The 19,279-nt window shown below is 38.9% G+C and carries 18 protein-coding genes and 1 tRNA gene; 4 read left to right on the top strand and 15 right to left on the bottom strand.

Translation table 11 applies throughout. The features are described 5' to 3' along the window. Positions 1–80 precede the first annotated feature (80 nt). From AC0IWT_RS18300 to AC0IWT_RS18235, 14 genes are all read right to left on the bottom strand, one after another. Positions 81–1,484, bottom strand: coding sequence for a lytic transglycosylase domain-containing protein (locus AC0IWT_RS18300; protein ID WP_471798258.1), 1,404 nt, complete (start codon positions 1,482–1,484; stop codon positions 81–83). 109 nt (positions 1,485–1,593) lie between these two features. After that, positions 1,594–3,015 (bottom strand): Asp-tRNA(Asn)/Glu-tRNA(Gln) amidotransferase subunit GatA, encoded by a 1,422-nt coding sequence (gene gatA / locus AC0IWT_RS18295; protein ID WP_471798257.1) that lies wholly within the window; start codon positions 3,013–3,015, stop codon positions 1,594–1,596. 18 nt (positions 3,016–3,033) lie between these two features. After that, positions 3,034–3,234, bottom strand: a complete 201-nt coding sequence (locus tag AC0IWT_RS18290) for a Sec-independent protein translocase subunit TatA/TatB (protein ID WP_200926302.1) — start codon at positions 3,232–3,234, stop codon at positions 3,034–3,036. Between the two features lie 11 nt (positions 3,235–3,245). Further along, positions 3,246–3,629: a Sec-independent protein translocase subunit TatA/TatB gene (locus AC0IWT_RS18285; protein ID WP_056872047.1), complete on the bottom strand. Its 384-nt coding sequence runs from the start codon at positions 3,627–3,629 to the stop codon at positions 3,246–3,248. 44 nt (positions 3,630–3,673) lie between these two features. Beyond that, positions 3,674–4,972, bottom strand: coding sequence for a murein hydrolase activator EnvC family protein (locus AC0IWT_RS18280; RefSeq protein WP_471798256.1), 1,299 nt, complete (start codon positions 4,970–4,972; stop codon positions 3,674–3,676). Between the two features lie 112 nt (positions 4,973–5,084). Continuing rightward, the gene (gene lolB1, locus AC0IWT_RS18275; RefSeq protein ID WP_056872049.1) at positions 5,085–5,879 is read right to left on the bottom strand and encodes a lipoprotein insertase outer membrane protein LolB1; all 795 of its coding nucleotides are present in this window, start codon (positions 5,877–5,879) and stop codon (positions 5,085–5,087) included. Continuing rightward, on the bottom strand, positions 5,857–7,551 hold the full coding sequence (locus AC0IWT_RS18270; RefSeq protein ID WP_471798255.1) for a tetratricopeptide repeat protein: 1,695 nt from the start codon (positions 7,549–7,551) through the stop codon (positions 5,857–5,859). Before AC0IWT_RS18270 ends, lolB1 begins: the two co-directional genes overlap by 23 nt. A gap of 101 nt (positions 7,552–7,652) precedes the next feature. Continuing rightward, positions 7,653–8,087, bottom strand: coding sequence for a dUTP diphosphatase (gene dut, locus AC0IWT_RS18265; protein WP_471798254.1), 435 nt, complete (start codon positions 8,085–8,087; stop codon positions 7,653–7,655). 33 nt (positions 8,088–8,120) lie between these two features. Further along, the gene (locus tag AC0IWT_RS18260) at positions 8,121–9,608 is read right to left on the bottom strand and encodes a lipopolysaccharide biosynthesis protein (protein WP_471798253.1); all 1,488 of its coding nucleotides are present in this window, start codon (positions 9,606–9,608) and stop codon (positions 8,121–8,123) included. 96 nt (positions 9,609–9,704) lie between these two features. Beyond that, positions 9,705–9,977, bottom strand: coding sequence for an acylphosphatase (locus AC0IWT_RS18255; RefSeq protein ID WP_471798252.1), 273 nt, complete (start codon positions 9,975–9,977; stop codon positions 9,705–9,707). A 21-nt stretch (positions 9,978–9,998) separates the two neighbouring features. After that, entirely contained in the window at positions 9,999–10,391 is a 393-nt protein-coding gene (locus AC0IWT_RS18250) for a hypothetical protein (protein ID WP_200940358.1), read from the bottom strand. Between the two features lie 10 nt (positions 10,392–10,401). Next, positions 10,402–11,346: an NAD(P)H-dependent flavin oxidoreductase gene (locus AC0IWT_RS18245; RefSeq protein ID WP_471798251.1), complete on the bottom strand. Its 945-nt coding sequence runs from the start codon at positions 11,344–11,346 to the stop codon at positions 10,402–10,404. 3 nt (positions 11,347–11,349) lie between these two features. Further along, the gene (locus tag AC0IWT_RS18240) at positions 11,350–12,516 is read right to left on the bottom strand and encodes an amidohydrolase family protein (protein WP_471798250.1); all 1,167 of its coding nucleotides are present in this window, start codon (positions 12,514–12,516) and stop codon (positions 11,350–11,352) included. Between the two features lie 123 nt (positions 12,517–12,639). Continuing rightward, positions 12,640–12,712 (bottom strand) — tRNA-Thr (locus AC0IWT_RS18235). A 484-nt stretch (positions 12,713–13,196) separates the two neighbouring features. Here AC0IWT_RS18235 and AC0IWT_RS18230 point away from each other — a divergent pair. The 3 genes from AC0IWT_RS18230 (at position 13,197) to AC0IWT_RS18220 (ending at position 15,395) form a co-directional block, all read left to right on the top strand. Further along, complete coding sequence (locus tag AC0IWT_RS18230; RefSeq protein ID WP_471798249.1) at positions 13,197–13,511, top strand: hypothetical protein; 315 nt, start codon at positions 13,197–13,199, stop codon at positions 13,509–13,511. 168 nt (positions 13,512–13,679) lie between these two features. Beyond that, positions 13,680–13,994 carry a hypothetical protein gene (locus AC0IWT_RS18225; protein WP_056872057.1) on the top strand — a complete coding sequence of 105 codons (315 nt, stop codon included), beginning with the start codon at positions 13,680–13,682 and terminating at the stop codon, positions 13,992–13,994. 69 nt (positions 13,995–14,063) lie between these two features. Beyond that, on the top strand, positions 14,064–15,395 hold the full coding sequence (locus AC0IWT_RS18220; protein ID WP_471798248.1) for a sigma-54-dependent transcriptional regulator: 1,332 nt from the start codon (positions 14,064–14,066) through the stop codon (positions 15,393–15,395). Between the two features lie 221 nt (positions 15,396–15,616). On the opposite strand, the gene AC0IWT_RS18215 is transcribed toward AC0IWT_RS18220, so the two are convergent. Continuing rightward, on the bottom strand, positions 15,617–18,088 hold the full coding sequence (locus AC0IWT_RS18215) for a hybrid sensor histidine kinase/response regulator (protein WP_471798247.1): 2,472 nt from the start codon (positions 18,086–18,088) through the stop codon (positions 15,617–15,619). 253 nt (positions 18,089–18,341) lie between these two features. Between AC0IWT_RS18215 and AC0IWT_RS18210 the strand changes: the two genes are divergently transcribed. Further along, complete coding sequence (locus tag AC0IWT_RS18210; protein ID WP_471798246.1) at positions 18,342–19,031, top strand: helix-turn-helix transcriptional regulator; 690 nt, start codon at positions 18,342–18,344, stop codon at positions 19,029–19,031. Positions 19,032–19,279: the final 248 nt, after the last annotated feature.

Genomic DNA, 19,279 nt, shown 5'->3' with positions numbered 1-19,279 from the left:
ATGAAGTGGCGAAGCAAATCGTTTACACAAATCCTGTTTGCATCAGCGCCAGTTTTGGCTCGAAGCGAATATGCTAAAAACTAGCCTTTACTAATCTTCAAAACCATGCCAACCTGCAAACCTGCTCTGGCCAGCCTGTTATCTCTTTTGATGTTCTGAACTGTAGCACCATCAAACTTTTCAGCAATTTCAGATAGTGTATCGCCACGTTTTACGATATAGCTCGAGTATAAAAGAGGAGCTTTTAGAATAGTCTTCCTTGCGGTGTAAATCTTAAGCTTTTGGCCGGGCACAATATTTTTGCTCTTCAGGTTGTTCCAAACCTTTAAATCCTGCACTTCAACACCGTATTTTTCGGCAACAGTATTTAAGCTTTGCCCTGGCGACACTTTGTAATAAATAATGGCCGACGAGCTCACAGAAGCAGGTTTTTTCTTTCTAAGTTCTCTAGCATCATCCGTGTTTGCCTGGATAACCTGCATTTTATTATCGAGATCTTCATTGTTAAGTACATCGTACATTGCAGCTAAATCGGCGCCTTTTATTTTTGGCAAAACCAACCGCTTTGGTAAGTCTGATGTGCCGTTAACAATTTTCTTTTTGTATGATGGATTCAATGCAAAAAGAGAGGCATCATCGATATTTAAAACCTTGGCTAACGCAGATAAAGACACAAAGTGATTTACCTGCATGGTATCTGTTTTTAAGAATAAGTTGCAGGCCTGCTCCGTAATCTGATGTTTTGAAGAATAGTTCATCACGTAAACCGCAGCAATAAATGCCGGAACATAGTTACGTGTTTCCTTTGGCAGATACTGCCTGATTACCCAAAAATCTCTGGAGCCAGCTTTATCAATTGCCCGGGTTACATTTCCCTTACCGCAATTATAAGCTGCAATGGCCAATAGCCAATCCCCCAATTCTTCAAATGCATCGCGAAAATACGCAGCGGCGGCGTAACTGGCTTGAACAGGATCTTTTCGTTCATCAACAAAATTGTCCATTTTAAGTCCGTAAGCTTTCCCGGTTCCAAACATAAACTGCCAGATTCCCGTGGCGCCAACTCTAGAAACCGCATGTGGATCCATTTGAGATTCTACAATGGTTAAATATTTTATTTCCTGCGGAATATTATAATCTTTTAATGCTTTTTCAAATATTGGAAAATAGTAATTTGATAGGCCAAGCATTTTGCCAAACATATCTTTACGTTTTGCATAAATGTCAATGTATTGCTGCACATACTCATTGTGCGGCAAAGGAATTGATTTCGTAATTGAATCTAAACGAAGCTTGTAAATGTAATTTTGGCTGAGCAGTAGAGGATTTTCAATAACAGGTGGAACCGTTACCGTATCATTATTTACGAAAATGTTATTTGATTTCTTGTAGAGGCTGTCGACTTTTAAAATTTGCTGTCCAAAAGAATAAGACACGAATGCGGTTAAAGCACAAAACGTAGTAAAGAGTAGTTTTTTAATCATGGGCCATTTGTTATTAAAACCGCAGCTCACTTTTATGGACGGGATTGAACCAAAAAGCAAAAAATACAGAGAAGCAATTTTTTAGCTGGCTCTGATTTTATAACGACGGTTATTGTGATAAAAATGCCTGAGAAAAGGCTAGTAATTGCGCTTCCTCAAAATGTTTGGCTATAAACTGAATACTTAACGGCAAATTAGCTTTATTATTGCCTATTGGCAAAGCGATGGCGGGATTGCCGCTTAATGATGGCAAAACTGTAAAAATATCCGCCATGTACATTACCAAAGGGTCTTGCATGTTATCGCCAATTTTAAATGGTGGCGTTGGTGCCACAGGCGATAAAATTAAGTCGTAATCCTGGAATAAAACATCTAGTTTCTCTCTTATCAAGCGCCTAACTTGCTGCGCTTTCTGATAATAAGCATCGTAATATCCGGCACTTAGAACGAATGTTCCTAAAAGAATTCTACGCTTTACCTCTTCCCCAAAACCTTCTGCACGTGATAATTTATACAATTCGGTTAAAGATTTTGCTTCAACATTGCGATGGCCATAATGCACGCCATCATATCTGGACAGATTTGATGATGCCTCTGCAGTTGTTAAAATATAATAAGCTGGAACCAGGTAATCGAGTAAATCGAACGAAACATAATCGATTACATGTCCCTGAGCCTTCAAACTTTCTATTGATTCTAAGATTGCCGATTTTATTTCCGGGTCAAGCGCTTCGCTTTCCATTGTTTCTTTTAAAACAGCTATTCTTTTAGGTTCGGGCTGATTTAAATTTGCAGAATACGCTGGAACGTCCAAAGGGGAAACCGTCGAATCATTTTCATCTGCGCCTGCCAGAACTTCTAAAAGCAAAGCAGCGTCTTCTACAGATGAGGTAATTGGGCCAACCTGATCGAAAGAAGAAGCATATGCGATAACACCATATCTTGAAATTCTACCGTAAGTAGGTTTCAAACCGATTTGACCACAAAAAGCTGCTGGCTGGCGTACTGAACCACCAGTATCTGTACCTAAAGCGGCGAGGCACATATCTGCCTGAACGGCTACTGCCGAACCACCAGAAGAACCACCGGGAACCAAATCAGGGTTTACTGCGTTTTTTACAGTCCCAAAGTAAGAGGTTTCATTAGAACCACCCATTGCAAACTCATCGCAATTTAACCTACCGATGATTACGGCATCTTCCTGCAATAAACGTTGTACAACGGTAGCAGAATATGGCGAAACGAAACCATCGAGCATTTTTGAAGATGCTGTTACGATATGATCTTTATAGCATATATTATCTTTAATGCCGATAACCATGCCCGCAAGTTTGCCGGCATTGCCTTCCTCAATTTTCTGTTGTACTGCTTTCGCCTGAACTTCTGCCGAATAAAAAAACACCTCGTTGAATGCATTGAGGTGTTCATTTTCTTTAATTTGCTTAAAATAATAAGCCAATAAATCGGGTAGAGATAGTTGCTTTTGTGAAATGAGCGCTTGTATCCCTTTAAGAGAACTGTATTTCTTCAAAACTAAAAACTATGGTTATTAAATAGTCTTATCACGGTTAGACGGGTCTACTTGTTCTCCATCAACACCATCTTTACCATCTTTAAATTCTTTTACACCTTTACCTAAGCCACGCATAAGTTCAGGAATTTTTTTACCTCCGAACAATAACAATACTACTACTGCAATAATGATAATTTCGGGTGTGCCAAGCATTGCTGCTATTGTTGTATTTAACATAACTTTTTTGTTTAAACTTTTTGACTGTCAGTTACTATTTTCTCGTCGATGGGAGTGCTTGAGGGATAAGGAACATCTGCGCCGGTGTGTGTTACAGGCTCTGCAGCTGCCGCCGATGGAGTTGTTGCGGTTTCAGTTGGGTGATGGTGTTCGTTATTATTATTTGCAACAGTTTGTTCTGCTTCTTCTTTGTCTAAATCCATAGCATTGATGTTTCTATGAATTTCACGCTTTACACCATCAGAGGCATCTTTAAATTCTCTGATTCCCTTTCCAAGTCCTCTCGCTAATTCAGGTAATTTTTTACCTCCGAATAACAAAAGTACCACTACTAAGATGAGTACGATCTCCGATCCACCCATGTTTAAAAACTCTAATAACGTGCCTTGATACATCACTAATCTATTTTATACAAATATAAACATTTAATTGCCTAAAGTTATTTACTTATCCAAGCTTCTGGGTTAAGGATGGAATTTCCCCTCCAAATCTGGAATTTTAAAATCGCGTCGTCGCCTGTTGTTGCAACGGCACCTAAAACTTGTTTCGTTTCTACAGAACTTCCTGTCGAAACTTTTACATCCCTTAAGTTCTGATAAATAGTGAAATAATCACCATGCATGATAATTACAACAGCCCGGCCTTGTATGTAATCAACCTTAATTACCTTGCCTGCAAAAACAGCTCTTACCGGAGCCCCTGCGGCCGTAGTAATATCCACGCCATTATTTGTGTACGACGCCTGATCTACCTTGTGCATACCGAAACGTTCAGTTATTTGACCTGTTGTAACTGGCCAAGGTAACTTACCGCGGTTATTTTCAAAGCCATCAGACAATCTTGCCGATTCCGGCGTAGCGGTAAGTGCCTCACTATTAGTTTTAGCCTTAGCTGCAACCGGCGCAGCCGGAGCTGGTCTGTTTTCTGCTTTAGCTTTCGCCGCAGCCGCTTTTGCCTCGGCAGCAAGTCTTGCTTCTTCAGCTGCCCTCTTCCTCGCCTCTTCTCGTCGCGCTTCTTCAATAGCCCGTTGGATAGCAGCTCTGATTGCCCTGTCAATTTGCGCTTGCTGCTTCTTCTTCGAGGCAATATCCTGTTTAAAAGTGCGCTCCTGCTTGCTTAAATTATTCAGCACAGCCGATTGCTGGCTTTTATCTTTGCCTAAACGTTCTCGTTCACGCTCCTGCTCTTTAAGTAAATCACTTTTCTCTCTCAATGTTCTATCCAGAACTTTGATTTTTCCATTCAGATCTTGCTGAGTATTTTCTATATAACCAGCCTGTTTTTTACGGTACTGACTAAATTGCTGTAAATATTTTATGCGTTTATACGCCTGGTTAAAATCTTTTGCGGCAAAAATGAACATCATTTTATCGTATGAATTTCTATTTCGCTGGGCAAAACGAATCATGCCTGCATACTCCTTTTTCAAGTCGCCTAACTGGCCTTGCAAAGTATGTACGGTATTTGTGTTCTGAGAGATTTGATTATCGAGATTTTTTATTTCGGAGTTAATCGCACCGATTTTATCCTGCCTTAATCTAATTTGGGTATTAATTACATTGATTTGTTGCAATGTGAGTTTCTTGCCATTAGCAGTTTTATTAAGACTTTTTTGAAGTTGCTCAATATCGCGTTCTATCGCTTCTTTTTTCCTTCTGAGTTCGTTTGCAGTTTGAGCCGAAGCCGACAGGGCAAACACACTAAAAAACAGAATAAATACAAGTTTGTGTAGCTTCATTAAGCCAAAAGTATAAAAATTTCGCAGTAAAAATACATTAAAATTGATATACGAATGGCATTATTGGCAGTTGAAGCGTGTTCTTCATCTAAACTTCACACAAGGTGAGGGATTACTTATTTACCAGCGTATATCTCTTTGGTACAGTAAACGGAAAATCGACCGGAACATTGCCATCAATTTTAACATACTGCAAATCGATATTTATCTTTTTCGCACCAGAAAGGGTATTAATTTTTAAAGCGCCGGGAAATAAAGATTCATTTAGTTTTTGATAATCGGAGTAGGAAACCTTTAAAGCCTGTCCGCTTTTAGCATCGTTTAAGTTGGTTTCTGCAACCTTAAGCAAGGTATTGAAAAATAATTTATAGTCTAAGTTTTCCTTTGCGCCAGAAACTACCCAAACACCATTTGCCTGCTTAACATCTGATTGCTCCGTTAAAAACTCACCCATTGCATTGCCTGTTAAAACAGCCTGGAGGGTATTAAAATTAACCTGCTTATTGGTAAAATTGTAAATGTAACTGAAAGGCTTTTTTAAGTATTCGCTTTTTAATTTATTTTGGATTTTAATACTATCGGGCGTAATTAAGGCCCTGGCAACTTCAGCCAAACCGCCAAGAGCTGTTATGCTTACCCAAATGGTTTCCTTGTCTTTCATTCGAAAGTTCATGGTAACATCATTTGCATCGCCGTTAATATCGAGCGTAGCTTTTGCTTTTAATGAAAGCGTATTAAACTTCAACTGTTTACTATTCAACAACGTTAAAGCTTCCGCCTTAGAATTATCAGCCTTTGTTTCCTCTTTGGCAGGAGGTGCAGCCACAATTTCCTTTTTTGGCTTACAGGCGGTTACCGAAATTGCGGCAGCTAAAACAACCAGGCTATTTAAAATACTTCTTTTCATTTATTTTTTTATTTAATAATTCTGAACCGTTTCCGGCTTCTTTTGCTTTTTGCCATTGCAGCACCGCAGCCTCTTTATCACCCTTCATAAAAAGGATATCGCCAAAACGCTCCAAGTAAACACCGTTCTTACTACTATTGTTTTGCAAGGCTTTTTCTATCCAAACCTTTGCTAAATCGTACTTTTGCTGCTTAAAAAGAATGAATGCATAAGTATCTGTTACCGAGGAGTTTTCAGGCAAAGCATTAGCCGCTGTTTCTGCATATTTGGCTGCCTTTTCAAGGTCGTCATTTTTTAATGCCAGGTAGTAGGCATAGTTATTCATGATCAGGTAATTATCCGGCTCGGTTTCAATTGCCTTTTCGAAAGCAGTTTTCGCCAAAGCAAAATTGTTTTGATTGATGTAAATGTCGCCCTGCAAAGCATAAACCTGAGCCTGTAAGCTCTTATTTTCTACATCTAACTGAAGGGCATTCTTTAAAGTGGTTTGTGCAGCATCAAATTTACCTGTTTTAAATAAAGCGTAAGCCATATAATAATACAAACTTCCCTGGTTGGGGTAAATCGTTAACGCTTCATCTCCAACCGTTACCGCATCCGCATAATGCCCAAGCAAAGTTTGAATGTTGATTACCTGCTCCCAAACGGCATAAACCTGTTCGTTGAGCTTTAAAGCGGCTTTATATTGCACCAATGCCTGTTCCAGTTTATTTTGCTGATACAATACATCGCCGTATAAAGCAATTATTTTCGCATCGCCAGGATTTTTTTCCGCCAGATGCTTACTTAAATCGCTGACATTATTTGTAACAATAGGTTGGTCCATTTTCGGCATTAATGCTGCAAGAATTTTGAGCTTTTCAGTAACCGGCATTTCTTCACTTTCGAAGGCAAGCTTCAGGGCCGCAAACGCTTCTGTATCCTTTTTCTGTCGGCGGTAAATATCTGCCAAGCCCAAATTAACCTCGAAATTATTGGGCTCCAGACTTTGCGCTTTTTGCAATACTTTTAGCGCTTCCGAATCATTGTTTTTCTGCAAAAGTAATCCTGCAGCATATAAGTAATTTTTTGCATCGGCCTGGTTGCCTTCCAATAACTTTACAATGTCGCTGTCGCTGGCCGTTCCATTATTTTGAAAACGTCTTTTTGCGTTTGATAATTCCCTCGATTCGCCGAATTTCTTTTCAATGGTATCGTATGTCTTTTTCGCCTCTTCAGGTTGGTTGGATAAAAACTGGGCGTTGGCTTTATCAAAGTAATACGCATCATTATCAGGCTCTACGCGAATTAGCTGATTAAAGACGGCAATTAATTCAGGCATTTTATTGGTTCGTTTATAAACTTCTCCCTGCAGCCTTAAATACCATTTATTGTCCGGATTAAATTTAACGGCCTGCTTAATATTCAGTTCTGCCTCAGCCATTCTGTCCTGGCGCAGATTTGCGTTGGCAAGCTCGAAATATGCGGCATGATTGGCGGGATCGATACTTAAAACCTTATTGAAATTCGTTGTAGCTCCAACAAAGTTATCAGCCATTTTTTCTTTCAAACCAGCAAAAAATAATTGCTTAACCACGTTGCTATCACTGGTTAAAGCATACGCTGGCCTTACTTGCGCATTGGTTTTGCAGCAAATAACAAACACTAAAAGAAAAACATATCCTCTAATCATATTTATTTGGATGCGTGATTATTTGAATTTGTGGTTGTATAACTGAGTGTTCGACTTGCGACCGTATAATAATGCTTTCAATCAAGCATTTCTAATTTTACCTAAAGCTTCCCGGTATGCCCGTAGCCTCCTTCGCCCCTGCCTGTTTCGCCAAGTGCGTCTACCGGTTGCCAAATCACTGTTTCATGTTTAGCGACAACCATTTGAGCAATTCTATCACCATTAACGATTTTAAAATCGGTATCTGATAAATTTATTAATAAAACTTTAAGTTCACCGCGGTAATCCGCGTCTATGGTACCCGGAGCGTTTACAATACTGATTCCATGCTTGTAAGCAAGCCCGCTTCTCGGCCTGATTTGGGCCTCGAAACCTACAGGCAATTCGATAAACAAACCAGTTGGAATAAGTTCACGCTGCATAGGCTTTAAAATAATTTCTTCGCTTATTGATGCTCTCAAATCCATCCCCGCAGCATGTGCAGTTTCATATTGTGGCAATGGGTGTTGAGATTTATTGATAATTTTAATTTCCATATTAAAAATGAATGAGTTCGAATGTTCGATTTTTTACCTTTTCAGGATTTTCATCAAATCTTTCTTTTCAAAATAAGCGATACCAGCAATGAAGGCAATAAGCATTGCGTTGCCAATGTAAATATTTCTGTTAAAAATGAAAAATGAAGAAAAAACGATAACAGTAGAAACGATAATGTAAGCTAAAATCTTTTTTAGGTTGTAAGGAATTGGGTAATATTTTTGCCCGAGGATGTAGGAAATTATCGTCATCGTTGCGTAGGCGGCCATTGAAACCCATGCAGAACCCATGTAACCGTATTTTGGAATTAGTAAAATATTAAAAATAATAGTTATAGAAGCCCCAACAAGTGAAATGTATAAACCAAATTTGGTTTGGTCTGATAGACGGTACCAAACGGACAAATTCATATAAATTCCAAGGCATACGTAACCTAGCAACAGATATGGAACAGCAGGTAAACCAACCCAGTATTCTGCTCTATGAGCTTCATCACGGGCAATAAAATACTTAAGAATTTCGATGTTAGCGACCAAAGCAACAAAAAGCAGCGTAAGCGCTATGACGAAATACTGAAGAATCGTGGCATAAGTTTGTTTTGCGTTCGCATTTTTTGCATGACTAAAAAAGAAAGGCTCCGCCCCTAACCTAAATGCAGTATTAAAAATACTCATAAAGATAGCGATCTTGCAAACGGCACCATAAATACCAACCTGTGCCTCAGTAGAATATTTATCGAGCAATATCTTGTCGAGGTTTTCATTAATGATGAAAGATAAATTTGCTATCAAAACAGGCCAGCTGTAAGAAAGCATAGTTGTAAACAATACCCTATCGAATTTTAATTGAAGCTTTAAAAACTCAGGGATCAGTAAACTGAAAGTAACAGCGCTCGCAATCAGATTCGCTATAAAAACGTAGCCAATCCATTTTTCACGAAAAAAGCTTTTAAAAAAATCGGCCATAGGCCAATCATTTCTAATAATTGCAGGGATTCCATAAATGAAAAACAGACAAATGGATACGTAAGTCAGTATATTCAAAAATTTAAGTAAACTGTAACGAAACGGTTTGCCATCAGCTCTTAGTTTGGCAAAAGGGATGATACAAATCGCATCAGAAAACAGCAACCATAAGAAATATTGAACGTAACGACGCTGGTCTTGGAACTGCGACATATCGTTATTAAGAAGCCATTTTGTAATGGGGTCGGTAAAGATTAGCCCTGTAATTAAAAACAGAAGTGAAATAAAAGCGATTACCAAGAAAGAATTGTTATAAACCTGCTGCTTTTTATCTTCATGCTTATTTAAATAACGAAAAAAAGTAGTTTCCATACCAAACGCTAATAAAGCGTTAATCAATGATGCATAGCTATACATTTTCGTGAAAACGCCATAAGCTGCAGCAGCATAAGTTCTGGTAAAGATTGGAGTTAAGATGAAGTTGAGCAAACGAGAAACGATAGTACTAATGCCGTACACCATTGTTTGCCCAAGAAACTTTTTATATACAGACAATTGATTTTAGATTTTAGATGCTGGATTTCTTGTTTAATTTGTTTTCATCGGGATTTTCCAGGGATTAAATTCCTGAATTTACAGCCGCAAATCGCTTTACTTTCTTAAGACTTCAAAATTACGATAGTTTTTCATATCGCCTTCTGTAACAGCAACATTTTCCACGCGGGAGCGATCAGGCCCTTCGTTGCACCAGTTTACAAATTCTTCTAAAAAAACTTCTTCCCCTTCCGCTTCTATAAAAACAGAACCGTCTTTTTCATTTCTAACAAAACCATTAACCATCATTTGATTAGCTACAATTTTAGTGGTTTCTCTAAAACCAACGCCCTGAACTTTTCCGGTAATCGTAATATTAAGGTGTTTCATATCAATACAAAGTTAACAATGTTAGGCTTGTTTTTTTAATTGATGCCCTCCAAACGAAACTAAACCAAAAGCAATAGCGAAAATTAAATAAATAATTGTTGGCACTAACAAGATGGAATCAGCAGGATGCTTAGAAAAGTATTTTGCGAGCGCCAATCCACCCGTTAAAAAATGAAAAAAGTTGCCGATTGAAACTGGTTTACTGTAAATACCACCAATTAAATTTCCTTTTGCCATCCAGTTTAACAAAGCAAACCCAAGGTATAGTGCACCAAGAATTTGTATTATCATTTGTACTAATTCTGCTTCAGCCAATCCAGCGTAAATCATGATTTCACGCGGAGCGAAACTACAAACAAGACCAGCTGCAGCCAGGCAAATACTGCTGGCAGCCATTAAATATTTTGTATTCATTTACTATCACTTAAAATTTTAAATCTGAAATTCTGTTTTTTTCCAGATTGAAATTTTCCCAAATTTCTTCCAAAATCACTTTCGCTGGCTTAATTTCGCTAAGCATGGCGGATATCTGGCCAATTTCGAGTTCGCCATTTTGCATATCGCCCTCAAACATGCCAAGTTTTGCCCTAGCTTTTCCGAGCATTTCTAAAAGCTGGTTACTGTTGGCGCCATCTGCCTCTGCCTGCGAAACGGCATCAGCAAATTCATTTTTTAAGAGCCGCACCGGAATCAGCTTCTTCATCGCCAGTTTGGTATCGCCCTCTACTGCTGAAATAATTTTTTGCTTAAACGCCGGGTGTGCCGATGATTCTTCGGCAACCGCAAATGCAGACCCGATTTGAACCGCATCTGCCCCAAGTGCGAAAGCCGCCAGCATGGATTTCCCGCTGGCAATTCCGCCTGCGGCAATCACAGGAATGCTAACCCTTGCCTTTATCAACGGAATTAAACACATGGTAGTTGTTTCCTCACGGCCATTATGTCCGCCGGCTTCGAAGCCTTCAGCAACTACTGCATCAACACCGGCTTCCTGGGCTTTTAATGCAAACTTTGTGTTGGCAACTACATGAACAACGATGATTCCCTTTTCTTTTAAAAAGCTGGTCCAGCTGGCAGGGTTACCCGCTGAGGAAAAGACAATCTCAACTCCTTCTTCAACAACAATATTGATAATTTCCTGGATGTTGGGATACAAAAGCGGAATGTTTACCGCAAATGGATTTTTTGTCGCTTCTTTACACTTTTTAATATGTACACGCAAAACTTCGGGATACATGGAGCCGGCCCCAATAATGCCTAATCCTCCGGCATTCGACACAGCCGAAGCCAGTCGCCAGCCACTACACCAAACCATTCCGGCCTGGATGATGGGATACTTGATGTTTAAAAGTTTGCAGATTGGATTCATCACTTATACTATTTTAACCACTTTTTCGCTTTCGATGATAAAATCTTTTGATAGCTGAACGAGGTTTAAACCAGGCGTTTTACCAACCTCAATTGTTCCAAATTTCTCATCGCAACCTAAAAACTCGGCGCCATTAATGGTTGCCCATTGCAAAAGCTTTTCGAAAGTAACCTTTTTATAGGTTTGAATTGTTTTCATCTCCGCCAGAATATTTAGCTGATGATTGCTCGCCAAACTATCGGTTCCGAAGGTAATCTTTAAATCTTCTTTAATAAACAGCTCAACATCGGGTAGTTCATTTTCTATATAAAGGTTGGCCTGCGGACAAAGGCACCAATATAAATTTTGGTTATTTCGGTTAGCAAATTCAACATCTTGCGGGCTCGAAACGGTATTGTGTACCAATAATGTTTTCTGGGTTTTGATAAATGGCAGCCAGCTTTGTAACGATGTTTTCCCGGTAGGTTTGAAAAATTCAATATCCAAACCCAAGAATTTATAGAGATTTAGAAAACCACCTGATTTAGATTTAAAAAAATCGTTTTCACTGCTCGTTTCCTGATTATGGATGCTCATAAAAGCATTTTCGCGTGCTGCATGCTCCGTTATTAAGCTGAAAAGTTGCGGTGAAACTGAGTATGGTGCATGCGGTACAATCGATGCTGGCAATGGCGAAAAGTCATTTTTCAGGCTAATTGCAAAATCCATTATGGTATTTGCCCTTTCCGGATTAAAACCCATTGCTTCTACAAAAGTGTGGTAATATATTCTACTGTTCTGTTTAATTTCTTTCGATACGAGTTGATTAGAGATATCGCCAACAGCTACAATTCCATTATCAAACATCTGTTTATCGGCATTTTGCATGGCTAAACTAATCTTTTCAGCGTCAGCCTGCCTGCTTTCAATAACGCTTTGCACAAATTCTACTAAACCGGTTTCCATAGGTATTTGGCCTAACATGTGCGATAGTTCTAAATGGCAATGTGTGTTTACGAAGCCAGGAACAATCGCACCTTCATACTTAACAATTTCCACGTTAAGGTTTTGAGCAGCGTTTTCGGTTAAAACAGCGTCGATTTCTCCGTTTGCCTTAAAAGCTATAACTGCGTTTTGCATTGGAGGTTTATTCACCGGAAAAATCCAATCGGCTGAAATGTATTTTAGCATGCAGCGAATTTAAGATTTTTGATTTACGAATTATGATTTGTGATCTACGTAAATAAACGCGATTGAGTAGTTTTAGATTTTCAACGAACACTTAACCAGGACTGAAAAGCGTAAATTAAAAAGAGCCTCCTATCGGAATCGAACCAATGACCTACTGATTACAAGTCAGTTGCTCTACCAGCTGAGCTAAGGAGGCTTTTATCGGGCTGCAAGTATAGAAAAAAAAATCTTTCGGTAAAAAAGTTTTTTGAAATTTATCCTTAACAGGATTTCTTTTTGGTAGCGTATGAAAAGCAAAATACCTATCTCAATCTCTCCTCTACAGGCATTTTATTTGGCACTTGGTTTTTCGTAAATGTTAGCACCGGCAGTAGTTAAATAAACCCGATATACGTGAATGCCGCTTTTCGCGGCAGCAACATTAGCGGGACGGACAAAAAAATTTACTTCCGACCCTGCTTTTCGAATCTAAATTCGTCTTTATAGTGTTTTTAATGTGCGTTTATTGGCAAATATGATGTTAATACCCACAACCTGTGGAGAAAGTCTACAGGTTGTTATTCCGAAATAAAATGCAATAAACTGATATTGAACATTTTAGGATTTTGCTCAAGCTTTGGCATCATTATGAAACATGGAAGAGTATGTTACACATATTAATTTTTAAAAAATCATATACTATGAAAAAGTTCATTTTATCAGCTACATTCTTAGCGTTCGCAGGGTTCTCAGCAGTACAAGCAAGTGAAGTAAAAGATTTCAAAAATACTGCAATTGTCGCAGTTCAAGATAGCGCAGTTAAAACACCAGTGAAATTGGAAGAGTTGCCAGAGCCAGTAACAACTGCTTTAAAATCTGACGCTTACAAAGGCTGGACCGCAACTGAAGCGTGGTCGGTAAAAGAAGGCACTAAGGAGTATTACTTAATTAACGTTAAAAAAGAAGCAGAAACTGGATCTGTGAAAATTGATAAAGACGGTAAACCAGTTCAATAAGATAAGCCCGATTAAGGCATAATCAACATAAGTGCAGCCTTTGGCTGCACTTAATTATCAGAACCACAAAATTGTTTCGGCAAGAAACATATAACATTTTGAAACATAGTAGTTGAACTGTTAATAATCAGTTACACAACATTGTTTATCACCTTAAAAATAAAAAAGATGAAAAAGTTAATTTTATCAGCTGCATTCCTGGCATTTGCAGGATTCTCAGCAGTACAAGCTAGTGAAGTAAATACATTAAAAACTGCTGCTGTAATTGCAGTACAGGATAGCGCTGTAAAAACGCCCGTAAAATTAGAAGAATTACCGGAGCCTGTAACCACGGCGTTAAAATCTGATGCTTATAAAGGCTGGACCGCAACCGAAGCTTGGTCTGTTAAAGAAGGCACAAAAGAATATTACCTTATCAATGTTAAAAAAGAAGCAGAAACAGGTTCTGTGAAAATTGATAAAGATGGTAAACCAGTTCAATAAATCCCAAATATTACATCTACCTAGTATTAGAAAGGCCAGTTTTTAACTGGCTTTTCTTATTTTTGTTGTATGGCGAAAATCCTGATTTTAGAAGATGATACAACATTTGCCCAGTTACTTGAAGGTTTTTTAACTAAAAACAACCATGAGGTTACGCTCGTAACCCACATTAAACAATCTTTAAAATTAATTGAAAATGAGTCTTTTGATCTGTTTTTAATTGATTACCGTTTGCCCGACGGGATCGGTTTTGACTTAATCAGTCATGCCAGAAACCTTGGCCTCTTTACCCCCATTATTGTGATGACGAGCTTCAACGATGTTCGTACAGCTGTAAAATCCATGCAATTGGGCGCTTTCGATTACATTACCAAGCCGGTTAATCCCGATGAACTTTTGATGGTGATCAAAAACTCTTTGAATAAAAAAGATTCGAAAGAAATAAAGCTGGAGGGAAATGATGCCGATTTTATAAAAGGCAAAAGCGCCATCGCAGATCGATTATATGAACATATTGCCTTGGTGGCGCCAACAGATATGTCGGTAATTATTCAGGGAGAAAGTGGAACAGGAAAAGAATTTGCCGCCAGAACTTTGCACCAGCAAAGTAAGCGGGCAGACAAACCTTTTATAGCGATTGATTGCGGTGCTTTATCAAAAGATTTGGCTGCAAGCGAGTTGTTCGGGCACATAAAAGGTGCTTTTACTGGCGCATTGAACGATAAGAAAGGCCAGTTTGAGGCGGCTAATGGGGGCACATTATTTTTAGACGAGGTTGGAAATTTAAGTTACGAGGTGCAGATTAAATTACTTCGTGCGTTACAGCAGCGGGTGATTTTACCTCTAGGAAGCACCAAACAAATTGCCGTAGATGTACGGATTATTACTGCAACAAATGATGACTTAGTAAACAGCATTGCGGAAGGCGAGTTTAGGGAGGATTTATACCATCGGTTAAATGAATTTAAAATTCAGCTGCCCGCTTTGAGGGATCGGGGTGGCGATTTGGAACTGTTCATTAACCATTTCATCGGTTTATCGAACCGAAATTTGGAAAGAAATGTAAAAAGCATTTCTGCCGAAGCCAAAACTTTACTACTTAACTACGATTGGCCCGGAAATCTTCGCGAACTGAGCAACGTAATTAAGCGCATGGTGTTGTTAACGCCTGGCGATGTTGCACAGGTAAATGCCTTGCCCGATGAAATGATGATTTCCGTTAACCAGCAAACCTTGCCAGGAAGTTCTTCAGATTTAAAAGCGGTTAACGAACAGAATGAAAAGACTTTGATTGCCGAGGCTTTACTCAAAGCAAAGCATAATAAATCCAAGGCAGCGAAAATGTTAAATATCGACAGAAAGACGCTTTATGCAAAAATGGAAAGGTACGGTATTGATTAGAACCGGTTTTAACTCTGCAAATATTGTCAAACCTGCTCGCCCTACTAATGGAACCCAAAGTCAACAAATGCAATAAAAATTTTTGCTTTACCAAATAAAATGGAGGAAAAGGGCGATTTCCTTAAAGCATATGTTTTTGCTTTAAGCGTCTAAATTCAGTTTAAACAGGCGTTGGTTCTGTACCGATCGAAAGTTTAAGAAAAGCGATGTAGCGAAGAGGTTTAGCCAGCAAACTCCATTTCTTCCATCATTTTAATTAAAGCATTTAACTTTTTAAGTTGTATAACAACTTCAGTTTTAATTGTTGTTGACAAACCCTCTTCAGCAATTTCAAGCTCGAGCAACCTGAAAGATTGGGCGAGGGTTTTAGAGCCCATTTGTGCCGTTCTACCGGCGAGGCGATGTACAATTAGCCGGCTTTTATCGTGATTATTTTCTTCAAGGTAAATTTCCAGTTCTGCAGCATCGTCAACACAATCCTGCCTAAACCTGGTTAGAATTTTCGCGAGCATTTTTTGGTCGCCAAAAGTCATTTTCTCAATTGATGAGAAATCGAACTCGGGCTGTTCGGTTAATATTTCTGTTTTATCAAAAATAGAAAGTAAATCTGCGGCTCTGAAAGGTTTCATTATTAAACCATCAAATCCTTCGCTCAAAACCACTTCCCTTTCTTCTGGCAAAACCTGTGCGGTTATGGCATAAAACTTAACATCAGCAGGAAGCTTTTTCTTCAACAAATGCCGGAGTTCCAGTCCAGTCATTTCGGGCAGGCGCATATCTACAAGCACATACTTTAAATTTTCATCAGGCTCCTGACGCAAAATATCGGCAACCTCATTGAAACTTCTGTATGGAATTTCATTTTTTTCGAATATTAAACCACAAAGGTCGAGGATAAGTTTGTCATCATCGATAACCCAAACCGTACCAGGGTTTACGATTGCGTAATGCTCCAAATCAAGTGCATCGGTTACCTTTTCGGTAGTTTGCTGGTAGGTTAGGTAAACGTTAAAGGTTGTCCCCTTTCCTGGTTTACTTTTTACGTGGATTCTTCCACCCTGCGCCTCAATCAGCGACTTTACAATCGGCAAGCCCAAACCTGTTCCGGTTTGGTTGAGCACATATTGCTCCGGCGATTCTATCTGCTCAAATTCATTAAAAATTCTTGACATATCTTTCTCCTCGAAACCAATGCCTGTATCTTGTATCGTAAAATTAAAATGCAGATTGTCTATTTGTTTCTTGCACGAAACCCGAAGATTAATCTCGCCCCTCAACGTAAATTTTACAGCATTACCGAGCAAGTTGAAAAGTATCTGTTTTAACCGAAAGGCATCACCTTTAATAAATTCGACATCGTCCAAATCAAAATCGGTAACCAAAAGCAGCGATTTTTGTTCTGCCAACGGCCTAACCACAGAAGTTACTTCCTCTAAGATTTTTCGAATATCGAAAACCTGGTTGTTAAAGCTAAACTCACCAGAAATAATTCGGTTATAATCCAGTACCTCATTTACAATCTGAAGTAAATGTATAGACGACTGGTAAATCGCATTTATATCTTTCTTTTTCGGGTTATCCTGTTGGGCAATGAGTTCTGCATAACCTAAAATAGACTGCAAAGGTGTTCTGATTTCGTGGCTCATATTAGAAAGAAATCGCTGCTTCGCCTTGCCATGGTATTCGGCTTCGTCTTTAGCCATTTCCAATTCCTTCCGATAGCGATTACTCTTCGTGATGTCGGTCAAAATTAGATAAAGGAGTATAACTGTAAGCAAAAAGAAGGCGATGATAATTGTTGTAATCTGGGTGATTCCATCGTTTACCACCTCTTTCGCCTGTACGCCATTAAAATCGACCTGGGCAACGGCTTGCCCCTCAACTTCGCGTAAAATTTGTAAAATCTGATTGGTTAAAGCGTTGCTCGCATTTGATAAATCGGCCTCGCGTTTTAAAAACTTCTGACTTTTTTGCCGCTGCTCTACCTCAATATTTTTGAGTGAGCCAGTCATGCTTTTCATAAGGCTGTCTTCGGCCCTGGCATTCAGCGTATCGCGTTTTACCTTAAATTCTTCATTAATAATTTTGTAAACATCAGCCTTTTTTTTGCCAAAGAGCTTACTTAGAAAACCCCGCGATTTTTCTTCGTTATCTGGTGCAACTGTGGTGGTGGAGGTGGTGGTTTCGGTGGTTAAAACAGCGCTATCAGTTTGGCGGGAACGGGTTGCAACAAGTACGTTGAGTTTTTTAACTTCATCAGAAAATGATTTAGTGTTTACCAAAGTTTCGCGAACCTGTAAGTAAGAGAGGAATTGTTTATCCCGCTCTACCAATAGGTTTCTTATGGATTTGATTCGTGCCAGCTGCAACGAATCGCCTTTATAAAGCCTGCGAAGTGTATCTAAACTTAAACGTAATTTTCTCGATTCTTTTAAAAAACTCGAATTGCCCTGCTTGTTAAAAGCTTCGTCTCTTTGCAACTGGTCGAGCCTTGCAATTTTGTGCGACAGGTCGTTAACGATTCGCAATCTATCATTGGGTGCAGATATTTCCTCAACGGTGTTAAGCATCCGCGTAAAAGCGAACTTACTGATGCCCCAGGCCAATACCAAAGCAAAGCAGGCGAATAAAAAGCCAATAATAACTTTACTTTTTACTGCCCTGAAGAAACGTTTTTGGATTTCGACTGCCATTAAATGTAAATTGTATTCTCTTGTTTAAACGAACAATTTGCTGAAAACACATGTTTTAACTAGTTAATACAAATAAGACAATGTGAAGTTTTGATTTTTTTTAGGCTTGCCAGCCAAAATTGAGTTACCTGCAAAATAAATCGGAAAGAAATTAAGACCCCTCAATTCAGAAAATATCAAAGCTTAAAAGAATAGTTTCTGTAGATTCCATGTTTTTCTGGCAATTTTTATACTTTTAACCAAGCCAAAACTAATGAACCGCATCGATCGCCTTTTTGGGATTTTAACGCTACTCCAGTCGAGAAAATACATAACTGCCGAGAAAATTTCTGAGCGGTTTTGCATAAGTATTCGCACCGTCTACAGAGACGTTAAAGCTTTACAGGAACAGGGCATACCCGTTGGTTTTGAACAGCCCAAGGGTTATTTTTTAGTTCAGGGCTATTTTTTGCCGCCAGTTTCTTTTAATATGGATGAGGCAAATGCTTTACTTCTTGTAGAAAGTTTGGTTAATGGTTTTGCCGATAACTCAATCCGATCGCATTACGTGGCAGCCCTTACCAAGGTTAAGGCGGTTTTAAAAACGAGTCAGAAAGAAAAGCTTGAAATGATGAACCAGCACATTAAGTTGCAGGTTCCTGATCGTTTGAAATTTAACTACGAATACCTCTCGCTTATTCAACAGGCAATATCTGAAAGAAACATGGTAGCGCTCGAGTATAAAAATGCGAAAGACGAAACGAGTAAACGCGAAGTGGAACCCATTGGTTTAATATTTTATGCATTTAGCTGGCATCTTATTGCCTGGTGCCATTTCAGAAATCAATACCGTGATTTTAATTTAACCAGGATCATTTCTTTGCAAACGCTTAACAAAGCTTTCTTAAAAACCGAGCACATGCCATTAAGTGATTACATGAGCATGCTGCCAGTAAATTTTTAAACTCCCCTAACCTGGTTTGATCACCTTGCTGTACAGGCTTAACAGATGTGCATTATATTGGGTTTAATAAACCCGACAGCAGCGAACACGCAGTGTTAACGTTTTCGGTTAACAACGTATTAAAGCGAATGGCGGGAACTGATTAAGCGAAGAATTACCGAATACTGCTTTTCTAAAAAAAATTTCAAATAATTTTTACACTGCCATAGGGTTGTCACCCGCTCCTGTTTCTTTTGTATTACAAAACT

The sequence above is a fragment of the Pedobacter sp. AC464 genome, from assembly GCF_979253075.1.
This window is presented reverse-complemented; position numbering and strand designations above follow the sequence as displayed.

What these genes read in the sequence shown, in the direction of transcription:
- AC0IWT_RS18300 (WP_471798258.1), bottom strand. Translation starts at nt 1,484, where the DNA reads ATGATTAAAAAACTACTCTTTACTACGTTTTGTGCTTTAACCGCATTC.
- AC0IWT_RS18290 (WP_200926302.1), bottom strand. Translation starts at nt 3,234, where the DNA reads ATGTTAAATACAACAATAGCAGCAATGCTTGGCACACCCGAAATTATC.
- AC0IWT_RS18285 (WP_056872047.1), bottom strand. Translation starts at nt 3,629, where the DNA reads ATGTATCAAGGCACGTTATTAGAGTTTTTAAACATGGGTGGATCGGAG.
- AC0IWT_RS18280 (WP_471798256.1), bottom strand. Translation starts at nt 4,972, where the DNA reads ATGAAGCTACACAAACTTGTATTTATTCTGTTTTTTAGTGTGTTTGCC.
- lolB1 (WP_056872049.1), bottom strand. Translation starts at nt 5,879, where the DNA reads ATGAAAAGAAGTATTTTAAATAGCCTGGTTGTTTTAGCTGCCGCAATT.
- AC0IWT_RS18270 (WP_471798255.1), bottom strand. Translation starts at nt 7,551, where the DNA reads ATGATTAGAGGATATGTTTTTCTTTTAGTGTTTGTTATTTGCTGCAAA.
- dut (WP_471798254.1), bottom strand. Translation starts at nt 8,087, where the DNA reads ATGGAAATTAAAATTATCAATAAATCTCAACACCCATTGCCACAATAT.
- AC0IWT_RS18255 (WP_471798252.1), bottom strand. Translation starts at nt 9,977, where the DNA reads ATGAAACACCTTAATATTACGATTACCGGAAAAGTTCAGGGCGTTGGT.
- AC0IWT_RS18250 (WP_200940358.1), bottom strand. Translation starts at nt 10,391, where the DNA reads ATGAATACAAAATATTTAATGGCTGCCAGCAGTATTTGCCTGGCTGCA.
- AC0IWT_RS18245 (WP_471798251.1), bottom strand. Translation starts at nt 11,346, where the DNA reads ATGAATCCAATCTGCAAACTTTTAAACATCAAGTATCCCATCATCCAG.
- AC0IWT_RS18240 (WP_471798250.1), bottom strand. Translation starts at nt 12,516, where the DNA reads ATGCTAAAATACATTTCAGCCGATTGGATTTTTCCGGTGAATAAACCT.
- AC0IWT_RS18230 (WP_471798249.1), top strand. Translation starts at nt 13,197, where the DNA reads ATGAAAAAGTTCATTTTATCAGCTACATTCTTAGCGTTCGCAGGGTTC.
- AC0IWT_RS18225 (WP_056872057.1), top strand. Translation starts at nt 13,680, where the DNA reads ATGAAAAAGTTAATTTTATCAGCTGCATTCCTGGCATTTGCAGGATTC.
- AC0IWT_RS18220 (WP_471798248.1), top strand. Translation starts at nt 14,064, where the DNA reads ATGGCGAAAATCCTGATTTTAGAAGATGATACAACATTTGCCCAGTTA.
- AC0IWT_RS18215 (WP_471798247.1), bottom strand. Translation starts at nt 18,088, where the DNA reads ATGGCAGTCGAAATCCAAAAACGTTTCTTCAGGGCAGTAAAAAGTAAA.
- AC0IWT_RS18210 (WP_471798246.1), top strand. Translation starts at nt 18,342, where the DNA reads ATGAACCGCATCGATCGCCTTTTTGGGATTTTAACGCTACTCCAGTCG.